The sequence below is a fragment of the Streptomyces sp. NBC_01255 genome, from assembly GCF_036226445.1.
Lineage (GTDB): Bacteria > Actinomycetota > Actinomycetes > Streptomycetales > Streptomycetaceae > Streptomyces.
This window is the reverse complement of record NZ_CP108474.1, coordinates 6,795,287-6,811,877: the sequence shown is the minus strand read 5'-3', so window position 1 is coordinate 6,811,877 and position 16,591 is coordinate 6,795,287. Positions and strand designations below refer to the sequence as shown.

12 protein-coding genes, 2 rRNA genes and 1 pseudogene are annotated in these 16,591 nt (G+C 69.5%); 2 read left to right on the top strand and 13 right to left on the bottom strand.

Annotation, left to right across the window (positions count from 1 at the left end; translation table 11 throughout):
- Positions 1-4: 4 nt before the first annotated feature.
- The 5 genes from OG357_RS30855 to OG357_RS30835 all read right to left on the bottom strand — a co-directional run bounded on the left by OG357_RS30855 (position 5) and on the right by OG357_RS30835 (position 4,588).
- Positions 5-721: a hypothetical protein gene (locus OG357_RS30855; protein ID WP_329624249.1), complete on the bottom strand. Its 717-nt coding sequence runs from the start codon at positions 719-721 to the stop codon at positions 5-7.
- Positions 718-2,460, bottom strand: coding sequence for a DNA repair protein RecN (gene recN / locus OG357_RS30850; protein WP_329624248.1), 1,743 nt, complete (start codon positions 2,458-2,460; stop codon positions 718-720). Before recN ends, OG357_RS30855 begins: the two co-directional genes overlap by 4 nt.
- A gap of 112 nt (positions 2,461-2,572) precedes the next feature.
- A complete protein-coding gene (locus OG357_RS30845) occupies positions 2,573-3,493 on the bottom strand; it encodes an NAD kinase (RefSeq protein ID WP_056650727.1) in 921 nt (306 codons plus the stop codon).
- Positions 3,490-4,305: a TlyA family RNA methyltransferase gene (locus OG357_RS30840; protein ID WP_329624247.1), complete on the bottom strand. Its 816-nt coding sequence runs from the start codon at positions 4,303-4,305 to the stop codon at positions 3,490-3,492. Before OG357_RS30840 ends, OG357_RS30845 begins: the two co-directional genes overlap by 4 nt.
- Before the next feature lie 7 nt (positions 4,306-4,312).
- A complete protein-coding gene (locus tag OG357_RS30835; protein WP_329624246.1) occupies positions 4,313-4,588 on the bottom strand; it encodes a hypothetical protein in 276 nt (91 codons plus the stop codon).
- Positions 4,589-4,630: 42 nt separating this feature from the next.
- Between OG357_RS30835 and OG357_RS30830 the strand changes: the two genes are divergently transcribed.
- Entirely contained in the window at positions 4,631-4,978 is a 348-nt protein-coding gene (locus OG357_RS30830; protein ID WP_329624245.1) for an SCP2 sterol-binding domain-containing protein, read from the top strand.
- Positions 4,979-4,993: 15 nt separating this feature from the next.
- Here the strand turns inward: OG357_RS30830 and OG357_RS30825 are convergent, their stop codons facing one another.
- The 4 genes from OG357_RS30825 to OG357_RS30810 form a co-directional block, all read right to left on the bottom strand.
- Positions 4,994-5,836, bottom strand: coding sequence for an ABC transporter ATP-binding protein (locus OG357_RS30825; protein ID WP_329624244.1), 843 nt, complete (start codon positions 5,834-5,836; stop codon positions 4,994-4,996).
- Between the two features lie 26 nt (positions 5,837-5,862).
- The gene (locus tag OG357_RS30820; protein ID WP_329624243.1) at positions 5,863-6,897 is read right to left on the bottom strand and encodes a FecCD family ABC transporter permease; all 1,035 of its coding nucleotides are present in this window, start codon (positions 6,895-6,897) and stop codon (positions 5,863-5,865) included.
- Positions 6,894-7,853 (bottom strand): iron chelate uptake ABC transporter family permease subunit, encoded by a 960-nt coding sequence (locus OG357_RS30815; RefSeq protein ID WP_443066832.1) that lies wholly within the window; start codon positions 7,851-7,853, stop codon positions 6,894-6,896. Before OG357_RS30815 ends, OG357_RS30820 begins: the two co-directional genes overlap by 4 nt.
- Positions 7,854-7,994: 141 nt before the next feature.
- A complete protein-coding gene (locus tag OG357_RS30810; protein ID WP_329624241.1) occupies positions 7,995-9,071 on the bottom strand; it encodes an HAD hydrolase-like protein in 1,077 nt (358 codons plus the stop codon).
- An 83-nt stretch (positions 9,072-9,154) separates the two neighbouring features.
- Between OG357_RS30810 and OG357_RS30805 the strand changes: the two genes are divergently transcribed.
- Complete coding sequence (locus tag OG357_RS30805; RefSeq protein WP_329624240.1) at positions 9,155-10,450, top strand: DUF1015 domain-containing protein; 1,296 nt, start codon at positions 9,155-9,157, stop codon at positions 10,448-10,450.
- A 62-nt stretch (positions 10,451-10,512) separates the two neighbouring features.
- On the opposite strand, the gene OG357_RS30800 is transcribed toward OG357_RS30805, so the two are convergent.
- The 4 genes and pseudogenes from OG357_RS30800 to OG357_RS30785 all read right to left on the bottom strand — a co-directional run bounded on the left by OG357_RS30800 (position 10,513) and on the right by OG357_RS30785 (position 16,450).
- A complete protein-coding gene (locus OG357_RS30800; RefSeq protein WP_329625747.1) occupies positions 10,513-11,322 on the bottom strand; it encodes a tetratricopeptide repeat protein in 810 nt (269 codons plus the stop codon).
- A 300-nt stretch (positions 11,323-11,622) separates the two neighbouring features.
- A pseudogene (locus tag OG357_RS30795) lies at positions 11,623-12,972 on the bottom strand (hypothetical protein); the annotation flags it as partial.
- Positions 12,973-13,107: 135 nt separating this feature from the next.
- Positions 13,108-13,224: ribosomal RNA gene (gene rrf, locus OG357_RS30790) — 5S ribosomal RNA — on the bottom strand.
- A 106-nt stretch (positions 13,225-13,330) separates the two neighbouring features.
- Positions 13,331-16,450 (bottom strand): 23S ribosomal RNA (locus OG357_RS30785).
- Positions 16,451-16,591 lie beyond the last annotated feature (141 nt).

The following is a 16,591-nucleotide window of genomic DNA, read 5'->3' as shown; positions in this document are numbered from 1 at the left end:
GGGTTCACCCACGTGGGTGAGCGCGCGAGGCGGCCTCGCGCTCCCCCCACACCGCGGCGGCGACGAGCCCCACCGCGTGCGCGGCGAGCCCGAACCGCCCGTTCCCCGCGGCGATCGCGCCGCCGACGGCCGCGCCGAGCGCGTGCGCGCCGGTGTCACCGAGCATGGTGCGCTCCCCGAGGTCCTCGCCGAGGACCGCCGCCGCTGCTCCCATCGGGGCGGCGGCGAGCGATCCGCGCAGCAGCCCGGGTGCGCCGAGCGCGAGCACGGTCAGGCCCGCCCGCCCCGGCCGTACGTCCACGAGGTTCACGAGGTGGGCGCTGCCGGCGATGACGACCCCGGCCAGCACCTTGTCCACGGGCCGTTCCTTGAGCAGCGCCCCGGCCGCCAGCGAGGCAGCGCCGATGCCGAGGAGCTTGACGGTCCCGCTGGTCACCTCGCCGTCCCGCAAGGCCGCCAAGTGCGCCCGGAACCCGCGCCGGTGATCGCCCTTCACGTCGTCGTACGCCCCGCACGCCCCGGCCGCCAGCACGGCGAACGCCACGGGCCCGCTGCCGCTGCCGGCCGCCGCCCCGAGAGCGGTCGCGGGCCCGGCGTACAGGCCGACGCTGCGCCCGGCGTGGTTGACCCGCGCCCACCGCGCATCTTCGGCCCCCCGCAGCCCCTCGTACACCGCCCGGGTCACCCCGGCGGCGACCCCGAAGGAGACGAGGCGCCTCACCCGTCCGCCCGGGCCGTCGCGAGCAGCTCCTCGGCGTGCGCCCTGGCCGTCTCGGAGTCCTCCTGGCCGGCGAGCATCCGGGACAGCTCCCGCACGCGCTCCTCGCCCTCCAGGACGGTGACACCGGACCGGGTCACGGAACCGTCGTTGGTCTTCTCGACGAGCAGCTGCCGGTCGGCGAAGGCGGCGACCTGCGGAAGGTGGGTGACGACGACGACCTGCGCGGTCTTGGCGAGCTTGGCGAGCCGCCGCCCGATCTCCACGGCCGCCTTGCCGCCGACGCCCGCGTCGACCTCGTCGAAGAGGTACGTGGGCACGGGGTCGGTCCCCGCGAAGACGACCTCCACCGCGAGCATCACGCGCGACAGCTCACCGCCGGACGCACCCTTGGCGATCGGCCGCGGCGGCGCGCCGGGGTGCGGGGCGAGCAGCAGCTCGACCTCGTCGGCCCCGGACGGCCCGTACGCGACCCGCCGGCCGCCGACCTCGACCCCCTCGGGGTCCTCGGTCTGGCTGATGTCGAAGGACACGCGCGCGTGCGGCATGGCGAGCGAGGCGAGCTCGGCGGTGACGGCCCCGGCGAACCGGTCGGCCGTCTCCGTGCGGGCGTCGGTGAGCCCCTGGGCGAGGACGGACAGTTCGTCGCGCAGCCGGTCCCGCTCCGCGGTGAGCTCCTCGACGCGGTCGTCGTCGCCGTCCAGCTCGCCGAGCCGGGCCGCGCTCTCCTCGGCCCAGGCGAGGACGGCCGTGATGTCCTGGCCGTACTTCCGGGTGAGCTGGGTGAGGGCCGCGCGCCGCTCCTCGACGGCGGCGAGCCGCAGCGGGTCGGCGTCCAGGTCGTCGGCGTATCCGGCGAGCTCCCCGGCCACGTCGCCGAGCAGGATGGAGATCTCCCCCATCCGGTCGGCGAGCGAGGCGAGCGCCGCGTCGTGCGACCGTACGGCCTCCAGGGCCCGGCCCGCGCCCGCGACGAGGGTCGTCGCGTCGACGGCCTCGGGGTCCTCGGGGTTGCCCGCGAGCGCGCCGTGTGCGAGCGCGGCGGCGGAGGCGAGGGCCTCGGCGTGCCCGAGCCGCTCCGCCTCGGCGGCGAGTTCGACGTCCTCCCCGGCGCGCGGGGCGACGGCCTCGATCTCGGTGAGCCCGAAGCGCAGCAGATCGGCCTCCTGGGCCCGTTCCCGGGCCCGGGTGGTGATCTCCTCCAGCTCGCCGGTGACGGCCCGCAGCCGCTTGTACGCCTCGCCGTAGGCGGCGAGCGGCACGGCGACGGCATCGCCCGCGTACCGGTCGAGCGCGCCGCGCTGCCGGGCGGGCTTGAGCAGGCCCTGCTGGTCGGTCTGGCCGTGGACGGCGACGAGCTCGTCGGCGAGCTCGGCGAGCAGCCCGACGGGCACGGAGCGCCCGCCGAGGTGGGCCCGTGAGCGTCCCTCGGCCGAGACCGTACGGCTGACGAGCAGCACCCCGTCCTCCAGCTCGGCCCCGGCTTCCTCCGCGCGTACGGCGGCGGGCGCGCCCGCGGGCACGCTGATCCGTCCTTCGACGACGGCCGAGGCCGCGCCGATCCGCACGAGGGCCGGGTCGGCCCGTCCACCGAGCAGCAGGCCAAGACTGGTCACGACCATGGTCTTGCCCGCGCCGGTCTCACCGGTCACCGCGGTGAAGCCGGGCGACAGCTCGACCACCGCGTCGTCGATGACCCCGAGCGACCGTATCCGCATCTCCTCCAGCACGCCCCAGACCATACGAGGTTTCCCTGGTCCGATGCGACATCGCCCCGGGCGTAACTGTCCGGCGCGCCGATCGTTCAGGCACCGGAAAGCCGGGAGCCCCGGCCGGAAGAGCGCGGGGAGCGCGTCAGTGCGGAGCGCCCCGCCACCCCGACACCGGCAGGGCGAACTTGGCGACCAGCCGGTCCGTGAAGGAGGCGTGGTGCAGCCGGGCCAGCCGGACGGGCACGGCACCGCGCCGCACCTCGACCCGCGCACCCGCCGGAAGCTCCACGGTCCGCCGCCCGTCGCACCACAGCACGCCGTGCGGCGTGTGCGGCTCGACCTCGACGGCCAGCACCGACTCGGGGGTGGTGATGAGCGGCTTGGCGAACAGCGCGTGCGCCCCGATGGGGACCATGAGCAGGGCCTCGACCTCCGGCCAGACGACCGGTCCGCCCGCCGAGAAGGCGTACGCGGTGGAGCCGGTCGGTGTCGCGCAGATCACCCCGTCGCAGCCGAAGCCGGTCACCGGACGGCCGTCGATCGCGAGCACGACCTCCAGCATCCGCTCCGGCGACACCTTCTGGACGGCCGCCTCGTTGAGCGCCCAGTCGCGGTGCAGGACGTCGCCGTTCTCGTACACGACGACGTCGAGCGTCATGCGCTCCTCGACCTCGTACGCCTTCGTCACGACCCGGTCGACGACCTTGTCGAGGTCGTCCCGCTCGGCCTCCGCGAGGAAGCCGACCCGGCCCAGGTTGACGCCGAGCATCGGCACCCCGGAGGCCCGGGAGAACTCGGCGCCGCGCAGCAGCGTGCCGTCGCCGCCGAGGACGACGAGGAGTTCACAGCCGTCGAGGGCGTCGGAGCAGGCCTCCGGCACCTTCTCGACGGACGGCGGCAGCGGCAGGTCCGAGGCCTCTGCCTCCAGGACGCGGACGCCGATGCCGCAGCGCAGCAGCCCCAGGACGACCAGTTCGGCGCTGCGCACGGCGGCAGGCCTGCCGGTGTGCGCGAGCAGGAAGACGGTGCGTGATGTTCCCGATGGTGCTGCCGTTGAGCTCAACGAGGTCCCTCCGCCACGGCGCGGTCGACGTCCGCCGGATCGAGCGCGGGTGCGCCTGCCCGCAGCCACAGAAAGTACTCGACGTTCCCGGACGGGCCGGGCAGCGGGCTGGCGGTGACGCCGAGGACACCGAGTCCGAGCTCGGCGGCGCGCCGGGCCACGTTCTTCACGGCGTCGGCCCGGAGTTCGGTGCTCCGCACGACCCCGCCCGTACCGAGCCGTTCCTTGCCCACCTCGAACTGCGGCTTCACCATCAGGACGAGGTCGGCGTCGGGCGCCGTGCACGCCACCAGGGCGGGCAGCACGAGGCCGAGCGGGATGAACGACAGGTCGCCGACGACCAGGTCGACGGGGACGCCGTCGATCGCTTCGAGCGTCAACTCGCGGACGTTCGTCCGGTCCTTCACGGTGACGCGCTCGTCGCTCTGCAGCGACCAGGCGAGCTGCCCGTAGCCGACGTCGACGGCGACGACGTGGGCGGCGCCGGAGCGCAGCAGCACGTCGGTGAAGCCGCCCGTGGAGGCCCCGGCGTCCAGGGCGCGCCGGCCCTCGACGAGCAGTCCCTGCGGGACGAAGGCCTCGAAGGCCCCGGCGAGCTTGTGGCCGCCGCGCGAGACGTAGTCGGGGTCGTCGTCGTCCTGGACGACGACGATGGCCGCGGCGGTCTCGACCTGGGTGGCGGGCTTGGTGGCGACGGTCTTGCCGACGGTCACCCGGCCCGCGGCGATCAGCTGGCTGGCGTGCTCGCGCGAGCGCGCGAGCCTGCGCCGTACCAGCTCGGCGTCGAGACGGCGGCGTGCCACTCCTGCCACGTTCGGTTCAGCTCCTGTTGTCGTGCGGACGGGGGGCGGGGTGCGCGTCGAGCGAGGTCAGCTCGGCGCGCAGTCCACGGTGTACATCCTCGTACACCTCCAGGTGTCCGTCCGCCGGGAGGTCGTCCACCTCGCCGAGACGCGTCAGGTGGGCGTCGACGGCATCGTGGCCGGTGAGCTCCCGGGCGACGCCGAGCGGCGCGGGCGCGGCGGGCTCGTGGTCCACCGTGACCTCCGTGTCCTCTGCCTCGATGGGTGCCGGCTCCGTCGTCGCATCGCTCATCCCCCGACGCTATCGCGAAGCCCTGGGGTACGGTCGACGGCGATGGCGACGATCACTGAGTGCCGTGGCGCACTGGACAGACTTTCGGACAATCTCGCGCGGGCCGACGGCGACGTGCGGGGTGCGACCGCGCTCGACCGCACCCTGAGCTGCCACATCACGGACCTGGACACGACCTTCACGGGCCGTCTCGCCGACGGCCGGATCGAGGTCGTGGACACGGTGCCGGGGCCACCGCCCGCGAAGGCGCAGATCCGGCTCGCGATGACCGGCGACGACCTGGTGGCGATGGTGGGCGGCGAGCTGAACTTCGCGAAGGCCTGGGCCTCCGGCCGGGTCAGGCTGGAGGCCGGCTTCCGCGACCTGCTGAAGCTGCGCTCGCTCCTGTAACACCGCCCGGCGGCCCTACTTCCGCAGGACGGGCACCTGCCCGGCCCGCTGCCCCGTGCGGGCCTTGCGCCCGGCCGGCACGACCAGCGGCGTACCGGTCTCCGGGTCCTCGATGACCTGGCAGCGCAGTCCGAAGACCCGCTCGACGAGCTCGGCCGTGACGACCTCGGACGGCGGGCCCTCGGCGACGACCTCGCCGCCGCGGACGGCGATGAGGTGGGTCGCGTACCGGGCCGCGTGGTTGAGGTCGTGCAGCACGGCGACGAGCGTCCGGCCCTGCGTCTCGTGCAGCTCGGCGCAGAGGTCGAGGACGTCGATCTGGTGCTGGATGTCGAGGAACGTCGTCGGCTCGTCGAGAAGCAGCAGCGGTGTCTGCTGGGCGAGCGCCATGGCGATCCAGACACGCTGGCGCTGCCCGCCGGAGAGCTCGTCGACGTACCGGTCGGCCAGTTCGGCGACGCCGGTCGAGGCCATCGACTCCTGGACGATCCGCTCGTCCTCCGGCGACCACTGGCGCAGGAGTCCCTGGTGCGGGTAGCGGCCGCGGGCGACGAGGTCGGCGACGGTGATGCCGTCGGGGGCGATCGAGGACTGGGGCAGCAGGCCGAGGGTCTTGGCGACCTTCTTGGCGGGCAGGGAGTGGATCGACGCCCCGTCGAGCAGGACCTGCCCCTCGGCGGGCTTCAGCATCCGGGAGAGGGCGCGCAGCAGGGTCGACTTGCCGCAGGCGTTGGGCCCGACGATGACGGTGAAGGAGTTGTCGGGGATCTCGACGGACAGGCCGCGGGCGATGACCCGCTGCTCGTACGCGAGGGTGACCGATTCCGCGCTCAGCCGCTGCTTCTGCCGACCGCCCATGCCCGTACTCCTCTTGTCTTCGTTGGTCATATCCGGCCCGCCTTGCGTTCGGTGACGAGCAGCCAGAGCAGATAGCAGCCGCCGAGGATGCCGGTGACGACGCCGACCGGGAGCTGGCGCTCGCCGAAGGCGTTGGTGGCGATCCAGTCGGCGCTGAGCAGCAGCGCCGAGCCCATGAGGGCGGAGGCGGCGAGGTTGGGGCCGGGCGCCCGGGTCAGCCGGCGGGCCAGCTGGGGCGCGCTCAGCGACACGAAGACGATCGGCCCGGCGGCGGACGTGGCGACGGCGACAAGCAGGACGGCCGAGGCCATGAGGATGATCCGGGTCCGCTCGACCTTCACCCCGAGGGCGTACGCGGCGTCGTCGCCCATCTCCAGCATGCGCAGGGCCCGGCCGTGGCCGAGGACGAGCGGCAGCAGGACGCAGCAGACGGCGAACAGCGGCCAGAACTGGGACCAGTCGCGCCCGTCGAGGGAGCCGGTCATCCACACGGTGGCGCGGGTCGCGTCCACCAGATTGGCCTTGGTGATCAGGTAGTGGATGACGGAGGTGAGCATGGCGGCGGCGCCGATGCCGACGAGGACGAGCCGGTAGCCGTGCACGCCCTTCTTCCACGCCAGCAGGTAGATCGTCACACCGGTGACGAGCCCGCCGACGACGGCCCCGCCGGCCGCGGCGGCGGCGCTGCCCTGGAAGAGGACGATGACGGTGAGCGCGCCGACGGTGGCGCCCTGGCCGAAGCCGATGACGTCGGGGCTGCCGAGCGGATTGCGGGACACCGACTGGAAGACGGCCCCGCCGACGGCGAGCGCGGCGCCGACGAAGACCGCGACGAGGACCCGCGGCAGCCGCAGGTCCATGACGGCGAACTCCTGGACGACGGTGCCCTTGCCGAGGAGCGTGTCGACGACCTCGCCGGGCGTCATCGGGAAGTCCCCGGTGCCGATGAGGACGACGGCGACGGCGACGGTGACCACGAGCAGGCCGAGGACGGAGAGCGCGGCCCGGGGCTCGTACCGTACGGAGAGTCCGCCGCCGGCCCGCAGGGTCTTGGTGGTCACAGCTGGGCCATCCTCTTGCGGCGTACGAGTCGGATGAAGACGGGCCCGCCGATGAGGGCGGTCACGATGCCGACCTGGAGCTCGGAGGGCCGGGCCACGAGCCGCCCGACGACGTCGGAGCCGAGGAGCAGGACGGGCGCGAGGACGGCCGCGTACGGCAGGATCCAGCGCATGTCGGGCCCGGTGATCGCCCGCACCATGTACGGGACCATCAGCCCGAGGAACACGATGGGCCCGCAGGCCGCGGTGGCGGCTCCGCACATCAGGGTGACGGACACCATGGCGACGACCCGGGTCCGGTTGATGTTCGCGCCGAGCGCCCGGGCGGTGTCGTCGCCCATCTCCATGGCGTTCAGCGGCCGCGCGATGAGGAGCGCGAGGACGGCGCCGCCCAGGATGAAGGGGGCGACCTGCCGGATGGTCGCCATGTCGGCGGAGGCGAGCGACCCGACGGTCCAGAACCGCAGCCGGTCGAGGGCGGCGGAGTTCAGCAGCTGGACGGCGTTGACGTACCCGTAGAGCGCGGCGGTGGCGGCGGTCCCGGCAAGCGCCAGACGCACGGGCGTGGCACTGCGGCTGCCCCCGAGCAGATAGACGACCACGGCGACGACGGCGGCTCCGACGAAGGCGAACCAGACGTAGTCCCTGACGTCGGACATCCCGAGGAACGCGATGGCCGTGACGACGGCGGCGGCGGCCCCCGCGTTGACCCCGAGCAGTCCGGGCTCGGCGAGCGGATTACGGGTCAGCCCCTGCATCACGGCCCCGGAGAGCCCGAGAGCGAGCCCGACGAGCAGCCCGAGGAGAGTACGGGGGACGCGTACGTCGTGGATGACGACGTCGTTGCCGACACCGCTGTTCCGAAACAGCCCGTGCCACACGTCCCCGAGCGGCACCGGCTTGGCACCGATCATGATGCTCAGGACACAGACCAGCAGCAGGACCGCGACGGCCACCACCAACCCGACGGCACGCACGGAGTTCCGGCGCTTCGGAGACTGGGCGGCGGACGTCGGCTCCGCGCTCGCTCGGGAGGGACTCTCAACCAACACGGAGTTAGGTTAGCCTACCCAACTATCTTGCTCCCGCGGGGAACCTCACCACCCCAACAACGCCAACGCCTTTCCGGCATCCGCCCCGCACACCCCGTCGCCCGCGGCCGACCACGCGGCCCCGCACAACGCCCGCACCCCATCCATCACATCAGCACCAGGCTCAACCACCGACTCAAGCACCAGCTCACCCCCACGCACCGACGCCCGCCACCCCCCACACACCACGACACCCCCGGCCTCCGCGACGACCTCCGGCTGCGCCACCAGCAGCCCCCGCAGATCCGCCGCCACATACGTCGGCCGGTGCTCCGGCGCCGCCGTCAGCAGCCGCGCCACATCCGTGACGCCGGTGAGGACGAGCAGCGAGTCCACGCCGCCGTTGAACGCGCCCTCGATGTCCGTGTCCAGCCGGTCCCCCACGACCAGCGGCCGCTCGGCCCCCGTCCGCAGCACCGTCTCCCGGTGCATCGGCGGCAGCGGCTTCCCCGCGACCTTCGGCTCCACGCGACCCCCGGCCGCGATCCGTACGACCTCCACCGCCGCCCCGTTCCCCGGCCCGATCCCCCGCGCGCCCGGAATCGTCAGGTCGGTGTTCGAGGCGTACCAGGGCACACCCCGCTGCACCGCGTACGCGGCCTCCGCGAACCGCCCCCACGGCAGGTCAGGCCCTCCGTACCCCTGGACGACCGCCGCCGGCTCGAAGTCCGCCGACTCCACCGGCACGAGGCCCCGCTCGCGCAGCGCCACCCGCAGCCCTTCGCCACCGATGACCAACACCCGTGACCCCGGCGGCACTTCGTCGGCGATCAGCCGCGCGACCGCCTGCGCCGACGTGACCACGTCCCCGGCCACCGCCGGCACGCCCAGCTCGGTGAGGTGCGTCGCGACCTCCTCCGGCGTCCGCAGCGCGTTGTTGGTGACGTACGCCAGGTGCATGCCACCGGCCCGTGCCACGCCGAGCGCCTCGACGGCGTACGGGATGGCCTCCCCACCCGCGTACACGACACCGTCCAGGTCGAGAAGAGCCGTGTCGTACGCCGCGCTCAGCGGCACCGCGCTGCTCCCCGGAAGCGCCCTGCCGCCACCGTCCTGCTGCCCCTGCCCGATCCGCACCGTCACCGCGTACTCTCCTCGCCTCGCCGGGTGAAATTCCTCCGCTCCCCCGATCATCGCTCATGCCCGTGCACACATACGATGTCGAGATGAACACCTCAGGTCACGCGGCCGACGCTGTCCGCGACGACACCGCAGGGCTGCGCCTGGCCCCGTTCCGTGGACTCCGTTACGTCCCCGAGCGGGTGGGCAGCCTCGCCGCCGTGACGTCCCCGCCCTACGACGTCGTCGTACGACCTGACGGACTTCTCCATCTGGAGTCGGCCGACCCCCACAACATCGTCCGGCTGATCCTCCCGCAGGCGATCACCGCCGGCACCCGCCACCGCAAGGCCGCCGTCACCCTCGACCGCTGGCTCGCGGACGGCGTCCTCGCCCCGGACCCGGAGCCCGCGCTCTACGTGTACGAGCAGAACGGCGACGGCATCCTCCAGCGGGGCATCATCGGCGCCCTGGAGCTCTCGACCCCGGACGAGGGCGTGGTCCTCCCGCACGAGGACGTCATGCCGCACGTGGTCGAGGACCGCGCCGCCCTCATGCGGACCACCGCCGCCAATCTGGAACCGCTGCTCCTCACGTACGTCGGAGAGGACGACGACGGCGCCGACACCGTCATCGAACGGACCGTCCGCCGCGAGCCCCTGCTCTCCACGACTACGGAGGACGGCTTCCAGCACCGCCTCTGGGCGGTCACCGACCCGGCCGACCAGGCCACCGTCGCCCAGGAGCTCCGCCGCCACCAGGCCCTCATCGCCGACGGCCACCACCGCTGGGCGACCTATCTGCGCCTGCGCGAGGAGCACACCGCTCCCGGCCCCTGGAACTACGGCCTGGTCCTCCTCATCGACACCGCCCGCTACCCCCTGCGGGTCCGCGCCATCCACCGTCTCCTCAACCGCCTGCCGGTCGCGGACGCCCTGGCGGCCCTCGGCGACTCCTTCCGGGTACGCCGGCTCGAGCGCGCCCTGCCGGTGGCCCTGGAGGCCCTGGCCACTGCGGCGGCCGAGGGCAACGCGTTCCTCCTCGCGGGTGACGGCGCCTTCCATCTCCTGGACCGCCCGGACCCCACGCTCCTCGACCGGACGATCCGCGCGGACCGCCCGGAGGCCTGGCGCACCCTGGACGCGACGGTCCTGCACTCCACTCTCCTGGACCACGTCTGGCACATCCCGGACGCCCCCGAGGACATCGCCTACATCCACGACACGCAGGCCGCGGTCGCCCAGGCGGAACGCCGCGGCGGTACGGCGGTCCTGATGCATCCGGTACGGGAGGAGGTCGTACGGGACCTCGCGCGGCAGGGCGTGACGATGCCCCGCAAGTCGACCTCGTTCGGCCCGAAGCCCGCGACCGGCCTGGTCCTGAGAAGCCTCGCGCTGGACTGAAGCCCGGAAAACGAAAAGGGCGGCACCCCGAGGGGTGCCGCCCTTTTCACATGTTCACCGGATCAGCGGTCGTCGCCGTCGACGTCGTCGATCTCATCGTCCTCGACATCGACGTCGACGTCTTCGACGTCGCCCTCGGCCTCGATCTCGACCTCATCGACGATCCCACCCTCGACGACCTCGTCCTCCGAGTCGTCGAAGGCGTCCACGAACTCGACGCCGTCCAGCTCGGCGAGCCGGTCCGAGGCGTCCGTGACCCCGTCCTTGTCGGCCTCCAGGGCCTTCGCGAACCAGTCCCGCGCCTCGCTCTCGCGACCGGCGGCGATCAGCGCGTCGGCGTAGGCGTACCGCAGGCGCGCGGTCCACGGGTGAACGGCGCCGGACGCGAGCTCGGGGCTCTGCAGCGTCACGATGGCGGCGTCCAGCTGACCCAGGTCACGACGGGCACCGGCAGCCACGAGACGCATCTCGACCTGCCCGGCCTTGTCCAGCTTCTGCACCTCGGGCTCACCGGCCATCGCCAGCGCGCGCTCGGGACGGTTCAGGCCACGCTCGCAGTCGGCCATGACGGGCCACAGCTCGACGCCACCGCTCATCCGCCGCGCCGCGCGGAACTCGGCCAGCGCCTCGGAGTACTTCTGCGTGGCGTACGCGGCGAAGCCGGCCGCCTCGCGCACGGCCGCGACACGCGACGCGAGCCGCAGGGCGACCCGGGAGTACTCGTACGCCCGGTCCGGCTCCTCGTCGATCAGCTGGGCGACCATGACCAGGTTGCGGGAGACCTCCTCGGCCAGCCCCTTGGGCAGGCTCATCAGCTCCTGGCGCACGTCCGGGTCGATCTCGTCACCGGTGACCTCCGGCGGGATCGGCAGGCGCTTGATCGGCGCACGGTCACCGCGGTCCCGGTCACGGTCGTCACGCGCCCCGTAGCCACCCCGGTCGTCCCGCCCACGGAACCCACCACGGTCGCCGTCACGCCGGTCGTCCCGCCCACGGAAGCCACCGCCGGCGCCACCGCCGCGGTTGTCGTCCCGGCGGTCGTCGCGACGGAAGGGGGGACGCTCGTCGCGACGCTCGTCGCGGCGGAAGCCACCGCCACCACGGTTGTCGTCGCGACGGTCGTCACGCTGGAAGGAGGAGGGCCGCTCGTCACGACGGAAGCCACCACCGGCGCCACCGCCACGGTTGTCGTCACGACGGTCGTCACGACGGAAGGGGGGACGCTCGTCACGACGCTCATCACGCCGGAAGCCACCGCCGCCACCGCGGTTGTCATCGCGGCGGAAGCCGCCACCGGTGCCACCGCCACGGCTGTCGTCACGACGGAACCCACCGCCGGAACCGCCACCACGGTTGTCATCGCGACGGTCGTCACGCTGGAAGGAGGAGGGCCGCTCGTCACGACGGAAGCCACCGCCGGCGCCACCGCCGCGGTTGTCGTCCCGGCGGTCGTCGCGACGGAAGGGGGGACGCTCGTCGCGACGCTCGTCGCGGCGGAAGCCACCGCCACCACGGTTGTCGTCGCGACGGTCGTCACGCTGGAAGGAGGAGGGCCGCTCGTCACGACGGAAGCCACCACCGGCGCCACCGCCACGGTTGTCGTCACGACGGTCGTCACGACGGAAGGGGGGACGCTCGTCACGACGCTCATCACGCCGGAAGCCACCGCCGCCACCGCGGTTGTCATCGCGGCGGAAGCCGCCACCGGTGCCACCGCCACGGCTGTCGTCACGACGGAAACCACCGCCGGAGCCACCGCCACGGTTGTCACCACGGCTGTCGTCACGACGGAAGCCGCCACCGGTGCCGCCACCACGGTTGTCATCGCGACGGAAACCACCACCGGAACCGCCACCACGGTTGTCATCGCGACGGAAACCACCACCGGAACCAACACCACGGTTGTCACCACGGCTGTCGTCACGACGGAAGCCGCCACCGGTGCCACCGCCACGGCTGTCGTCACGACGGAAACCACCACCGGAACCGCCACCACGGCTGTCGTCACGACGGAAACCACCACCGGAACCGCCACCACGGTTGTCATCGCGACGGAAACCACCGCCGGAGCCACCGCCACGGCTGTCGTCACGACGGAAACCACCACCGGAACCGCCACCACGGCTGTCGTCACGACGGAAACCACCACCGGAACCGCCACCACGGCTGTCATCGCGACGGAAACCACCGCCGGAGCCACCGCCACGGCTGTCGTCACGACGGAAACCACCACCGGAACCGCCACCACGGCTGTCGTCACGACGGAAACCACCACCGGAACCGCCACCACGGCTGTCATCGCGACGGAAGCCACCACCGGCACCACCGGTACCGCCACCACGGCTGTCGCCACGGCGGTCATCGCGCTGCTGGGAAGGCCGGTCGTCGCGACGGAAGCCGCCACCGCCGCCGCCCCGGTTGTCGTCACGGCGCGGCCCGCGGAAGCCGCCCCGGTCGCCACCGCCACCATCGTTGCGACGCGGCTCGCGCTCCGGACGGCCGTCGGGAGAGTTGGTGGACATGTGGGTGACTCCTGTCTTCGGGTACTGCAGTCATTCTCGCGCAGCCGGCACTCTGCCGCGCATCGGGAAAATCAAGCAAAAACAAAAGGACCCCTGGTCCAGCGTGAACGCTGGGACCAGGGGTCCTGAAATATTGTTCGGCGGCGTCCTACTCTCCCACAGGGTCCCCCCTGCAGTACCATCGGCGCTGAAAGGCTTAGCTTCCGGGTTCGGAATGTAACCGGGCGTTTCCCTAACGCTATGACCACCGAAACCCTATCGGTTTCGAGCGAACAAGCACACTCTGTAGTTGTGTTCTAGCTCAAGAAACCAGCAACTGTTCGTTGCTTCAGAACTAACACAGTGGACGCGAGCAACTGAGGACAAGCCCTCGGCCTATTAGTACCGGTCAGCTCCACCCATTACTGGGCTTCCACATCCGGCCTATCAACCCAGTGGTCTACTGGGAGCCTTACCCTCTCAAGGAGGTGGGAATACTCATCTTGAAGCAGGCTTCCCGCTTAGATGCTTTCAGCGGTTATCCCTCCCGAACGTAGCCAACCAGCCATGCCCTTGGCAGGACAACTGGCACACCAGAGGTTCGTCCGTCCCGGTCCTCTCGTACTAGGGACAGCCCTTCTCAATATTCCTACGCGCACAGCGGATAGAGACCGAACTGTCTCACGACGTTCTAAACCCAGCTCGCGTACCGCTTTAATGGGCGAACAGCCCAACCCTTGGGACCGACTCCAGCCCCAGGATGCGACGAGCCGACATCGAGGTGCCAAACCATCCCGTCGATATGGACTCTTGGGGAAGATCAGCCTGTTATCCCCGGGGTACCTTTTATCCGTTGAGCGACGGCGCTTCCACAAGCCACCGCCGGATCACTAGTCCCGACTTTCGTCCCTGCTCGACCCGTCGGTCTCACAGTCAAGCTCCCTTGTGCACTTACACTCAACACCTGATTGCCAACCAGGCTGAGGGAACCTTTGGGCGCCTCCGTTACCCTTTGGGAGGCAACCGCCCCAGTTAAACTACCCATCAGACACTGTCCCTGATCCGGATCACGGACCGAGGTTAGACATCCAGCACGACCAGAGTGGTATTTCAACGGCGACTCCACCATGACTGGCGTCACGGCTTCAAAGTCTCCCACCTATCCTACACAAGCCGAACCGAACACCAATATCAAACTGTAGTAAAGGTCCCGGGGTCTTTTCGTCCTGCTGCGCGAAACGAGCATCTTTACTCGTAGTGCAATTTCACCGGGCCTATGGTTGAGACAGTCGAGAAGTCGTTACGCCATTCGTGCAGGTCGGAACTTACCCGACAAGGAATTTCGCTACCTTAGGATGGTTATAGTTACCACCGCCGTTTACTGGCGCTTAAGTTCTCAGCTTCGCCACACCGAAATGTGACTAACCGGTCCCCTTAACGTTCCAGCACCGGGCAGGCGTCAGTCCGTATACATCGCCTTACGGCTTCGCACGGACCTGTGTTTTTAGTAAACAGTCGCTTCTCGCTGGTCTCTGCGGCCACCCCCAGCTCACGGAGTAAATCCGATCACCAGTGATGGCCCCCTTCTCCCGAAGTTACGGGGGCATTTTGCCGAGTTCCTTAACCATAGTTCACCCGAACGCCTCGGTATTCTCTACCTGACTACCTGAGTCGGTTTAGGGTACGGGCCGCCATGAAACTCGCTAGAGGCTTTTCTCGACAGCATAGGATCATCCACTTCACCACAATCGGCTCGGCATCAGGTCTCAGGCTTAATGTGTGACGGATTTGCCTATCACACGCCCTACACCCTTACCCCGGGACTACCACCGCCCGGGCTGGACTACCTTCCTGCGTCACCCCATCGCTTACCTACTACCACCTTGGGTCGACGGCTCCACCACTTTCCTTTCCCCGAAGGGTCCGGAACGGCTTCACGGCCTTAGCATTAATGGGCTCGATATTGGGCGTTTCAAAGCGGGTACCGGAATATCAACCGGTTGTCCATCGACTACGCCTGTCGGCCTCGCCTTAGGTCCCGACTTACCCTGGGCAGATCAGCTTGACCCAGGAACCCTTAGTCAATCGGCGCACACGTTTCTCACGTGTGTATCGCTACTCATGCCTGCATTCTCACTCGTGAACCGTCCACAACTAGCTTCCGCTGCTGCTTCACCCGGCACACGACGCTCCCCTACCCATCACAGCGGGCGTTGGCCCTATTGCTGCAATGACACGACTTCGGCGGTACGCTTGAGCCCCGCTACATTGTCGGCGCGGAATCACTTGACCAGTGAGCTATTACGCACTCTTTCAAGGGTGGCTGCTTCTAAGCCAACCTCCTGGTTGTCTCTGCGACTCCACATCCTTTCCCACTTAGCGTACGCTTAGGGGCCTTAGTCGATGCTCTGGGCTGTTTCCCTCTCGACCATGGAGCTTATCCCCCACAGTCTCACTGCCGTGCTCTCACTTACCGGCATTCGGAGTTTGGCTAAGGTCAGTAACCCGGTAGGGCCCATCGCCTATCCAGTGCTCTACCTCCGGCAAGAAACACACGACGCTGCACCTAAATGCATTTCGGGGAGAACCAGCTATCACGGAGTTTGATTGGCCTTTCACCCCTAACCACAGGTCATCCCCCAGGTTTTCAACCCTGGTGGGTTCGGTCCTCCACGAAGTCTTACCTCCGCTTCAACCTGCCCATGGCTAGATCACTCCGCTTCGGGTCTTGAGCGCGCTACTAAATCGCCCTATTCGGACTCGCTTTCGCTACGGCTTCCCCACACGGGTTAACCTCGCAACACACCGCAAACTCGCAGGCTCATTCTTCAAAAGGCACGCAGTCACGAGAAACAAGCAAGCTTGTTTCCGACGCTCCCACGGCTTGTAGGCACACGGTTTCAGGTACTATTTCACTCCGCTCCCGCGGTACTTTTCACCATTCCCTCACGGTACTATCCGCTATCGGTCACCAGGGAATATTTAGGCTTAGCGGGTGGTCCCGCCAGATTCACACGGGATTTCTCGGGCCCCGTGCTACTTGGGTGTCTCTCAAACGAGCCGTTAATGTTTCAGCTACGGGGGTCTTACCCTCTACGCCGGACCTTTCGCATGTCCTTCGCCTACATCAACGGTTTCTGACTCGTCTCACAGCCGGCAGACTGTGAAAGAGAGATCCCACAACCCCGCATGCGCAACCCCTGCCGGGTATCACACGCATACGGTTTGGCCTCATCCGGTTTCGCTCGCCACTACTCCCGGAATCACGGTTGTTTTCTCTTCCTGAGGGTACTGAGATGTTTCACTTCCCCTCGTTCCCTCCACATGCCCTATGTGTTCAGGCATGGGTGACAGCCCATGACGACTGCCGGGTTTCCCCATTCGGAAACCCCCGGATCAAAGCCTGGTTGACGGCTCCCCGGGGACTATCGTGGCCTCCCACGTCCTTCATCGGTTCCTGGTGCCAAGGCATCCACCGTGCGCCCTTAAAAACTTGGCCACAGATGCTCGCGTCCACTGTGTAGTTCTCAAACAACGACCAGCCACCCATCACCCCACCGGACAAGCCGATGAGTTCACTGGGGCCGGCATCACGAAGGCAACGACCATGACGGCCGTACCCTCAGATACCCAACAACGT

Bases quoted from the DNA above. Each gene is read 5' to 3' on its own strand.
- recN (WP_329624248.1), bottom strand. From the start codon at position 2,460: ATGGTCTGGGGCGTGCTGGAGGAGATGCGGATACGGTCGCTCGGGGTC.
- OG357_RS30835 (WP_329624246.1), bottom strand. From the start codon at position 4,588: ATGAGCGATGCGACGACGGAGCCGGCACCCATCGAGGCAGAGGACACG.
- OG357_RS30830 (WP_329624245.1), top strand. From the start codon at position 4,631: ATGGCGACGATCACTGAGTGCCGTGGCGCACTGGACAGACTTTCGGAC.
- OG357_RS30825 (WP_329624244.1), bottom strand. From the start codon at position 5,836: ATGGGCGGTCGGCAGAAGCAGCGGCTGAGCGCGGAATCGGTCACCCTC.
- OG357_RS30805 (WP_329624240.1), top strand. From the start codon at position 9,155: ATGAACACCTCAGGTCACGCGGCCGACGCTGTCCGCGACGACACCGCA.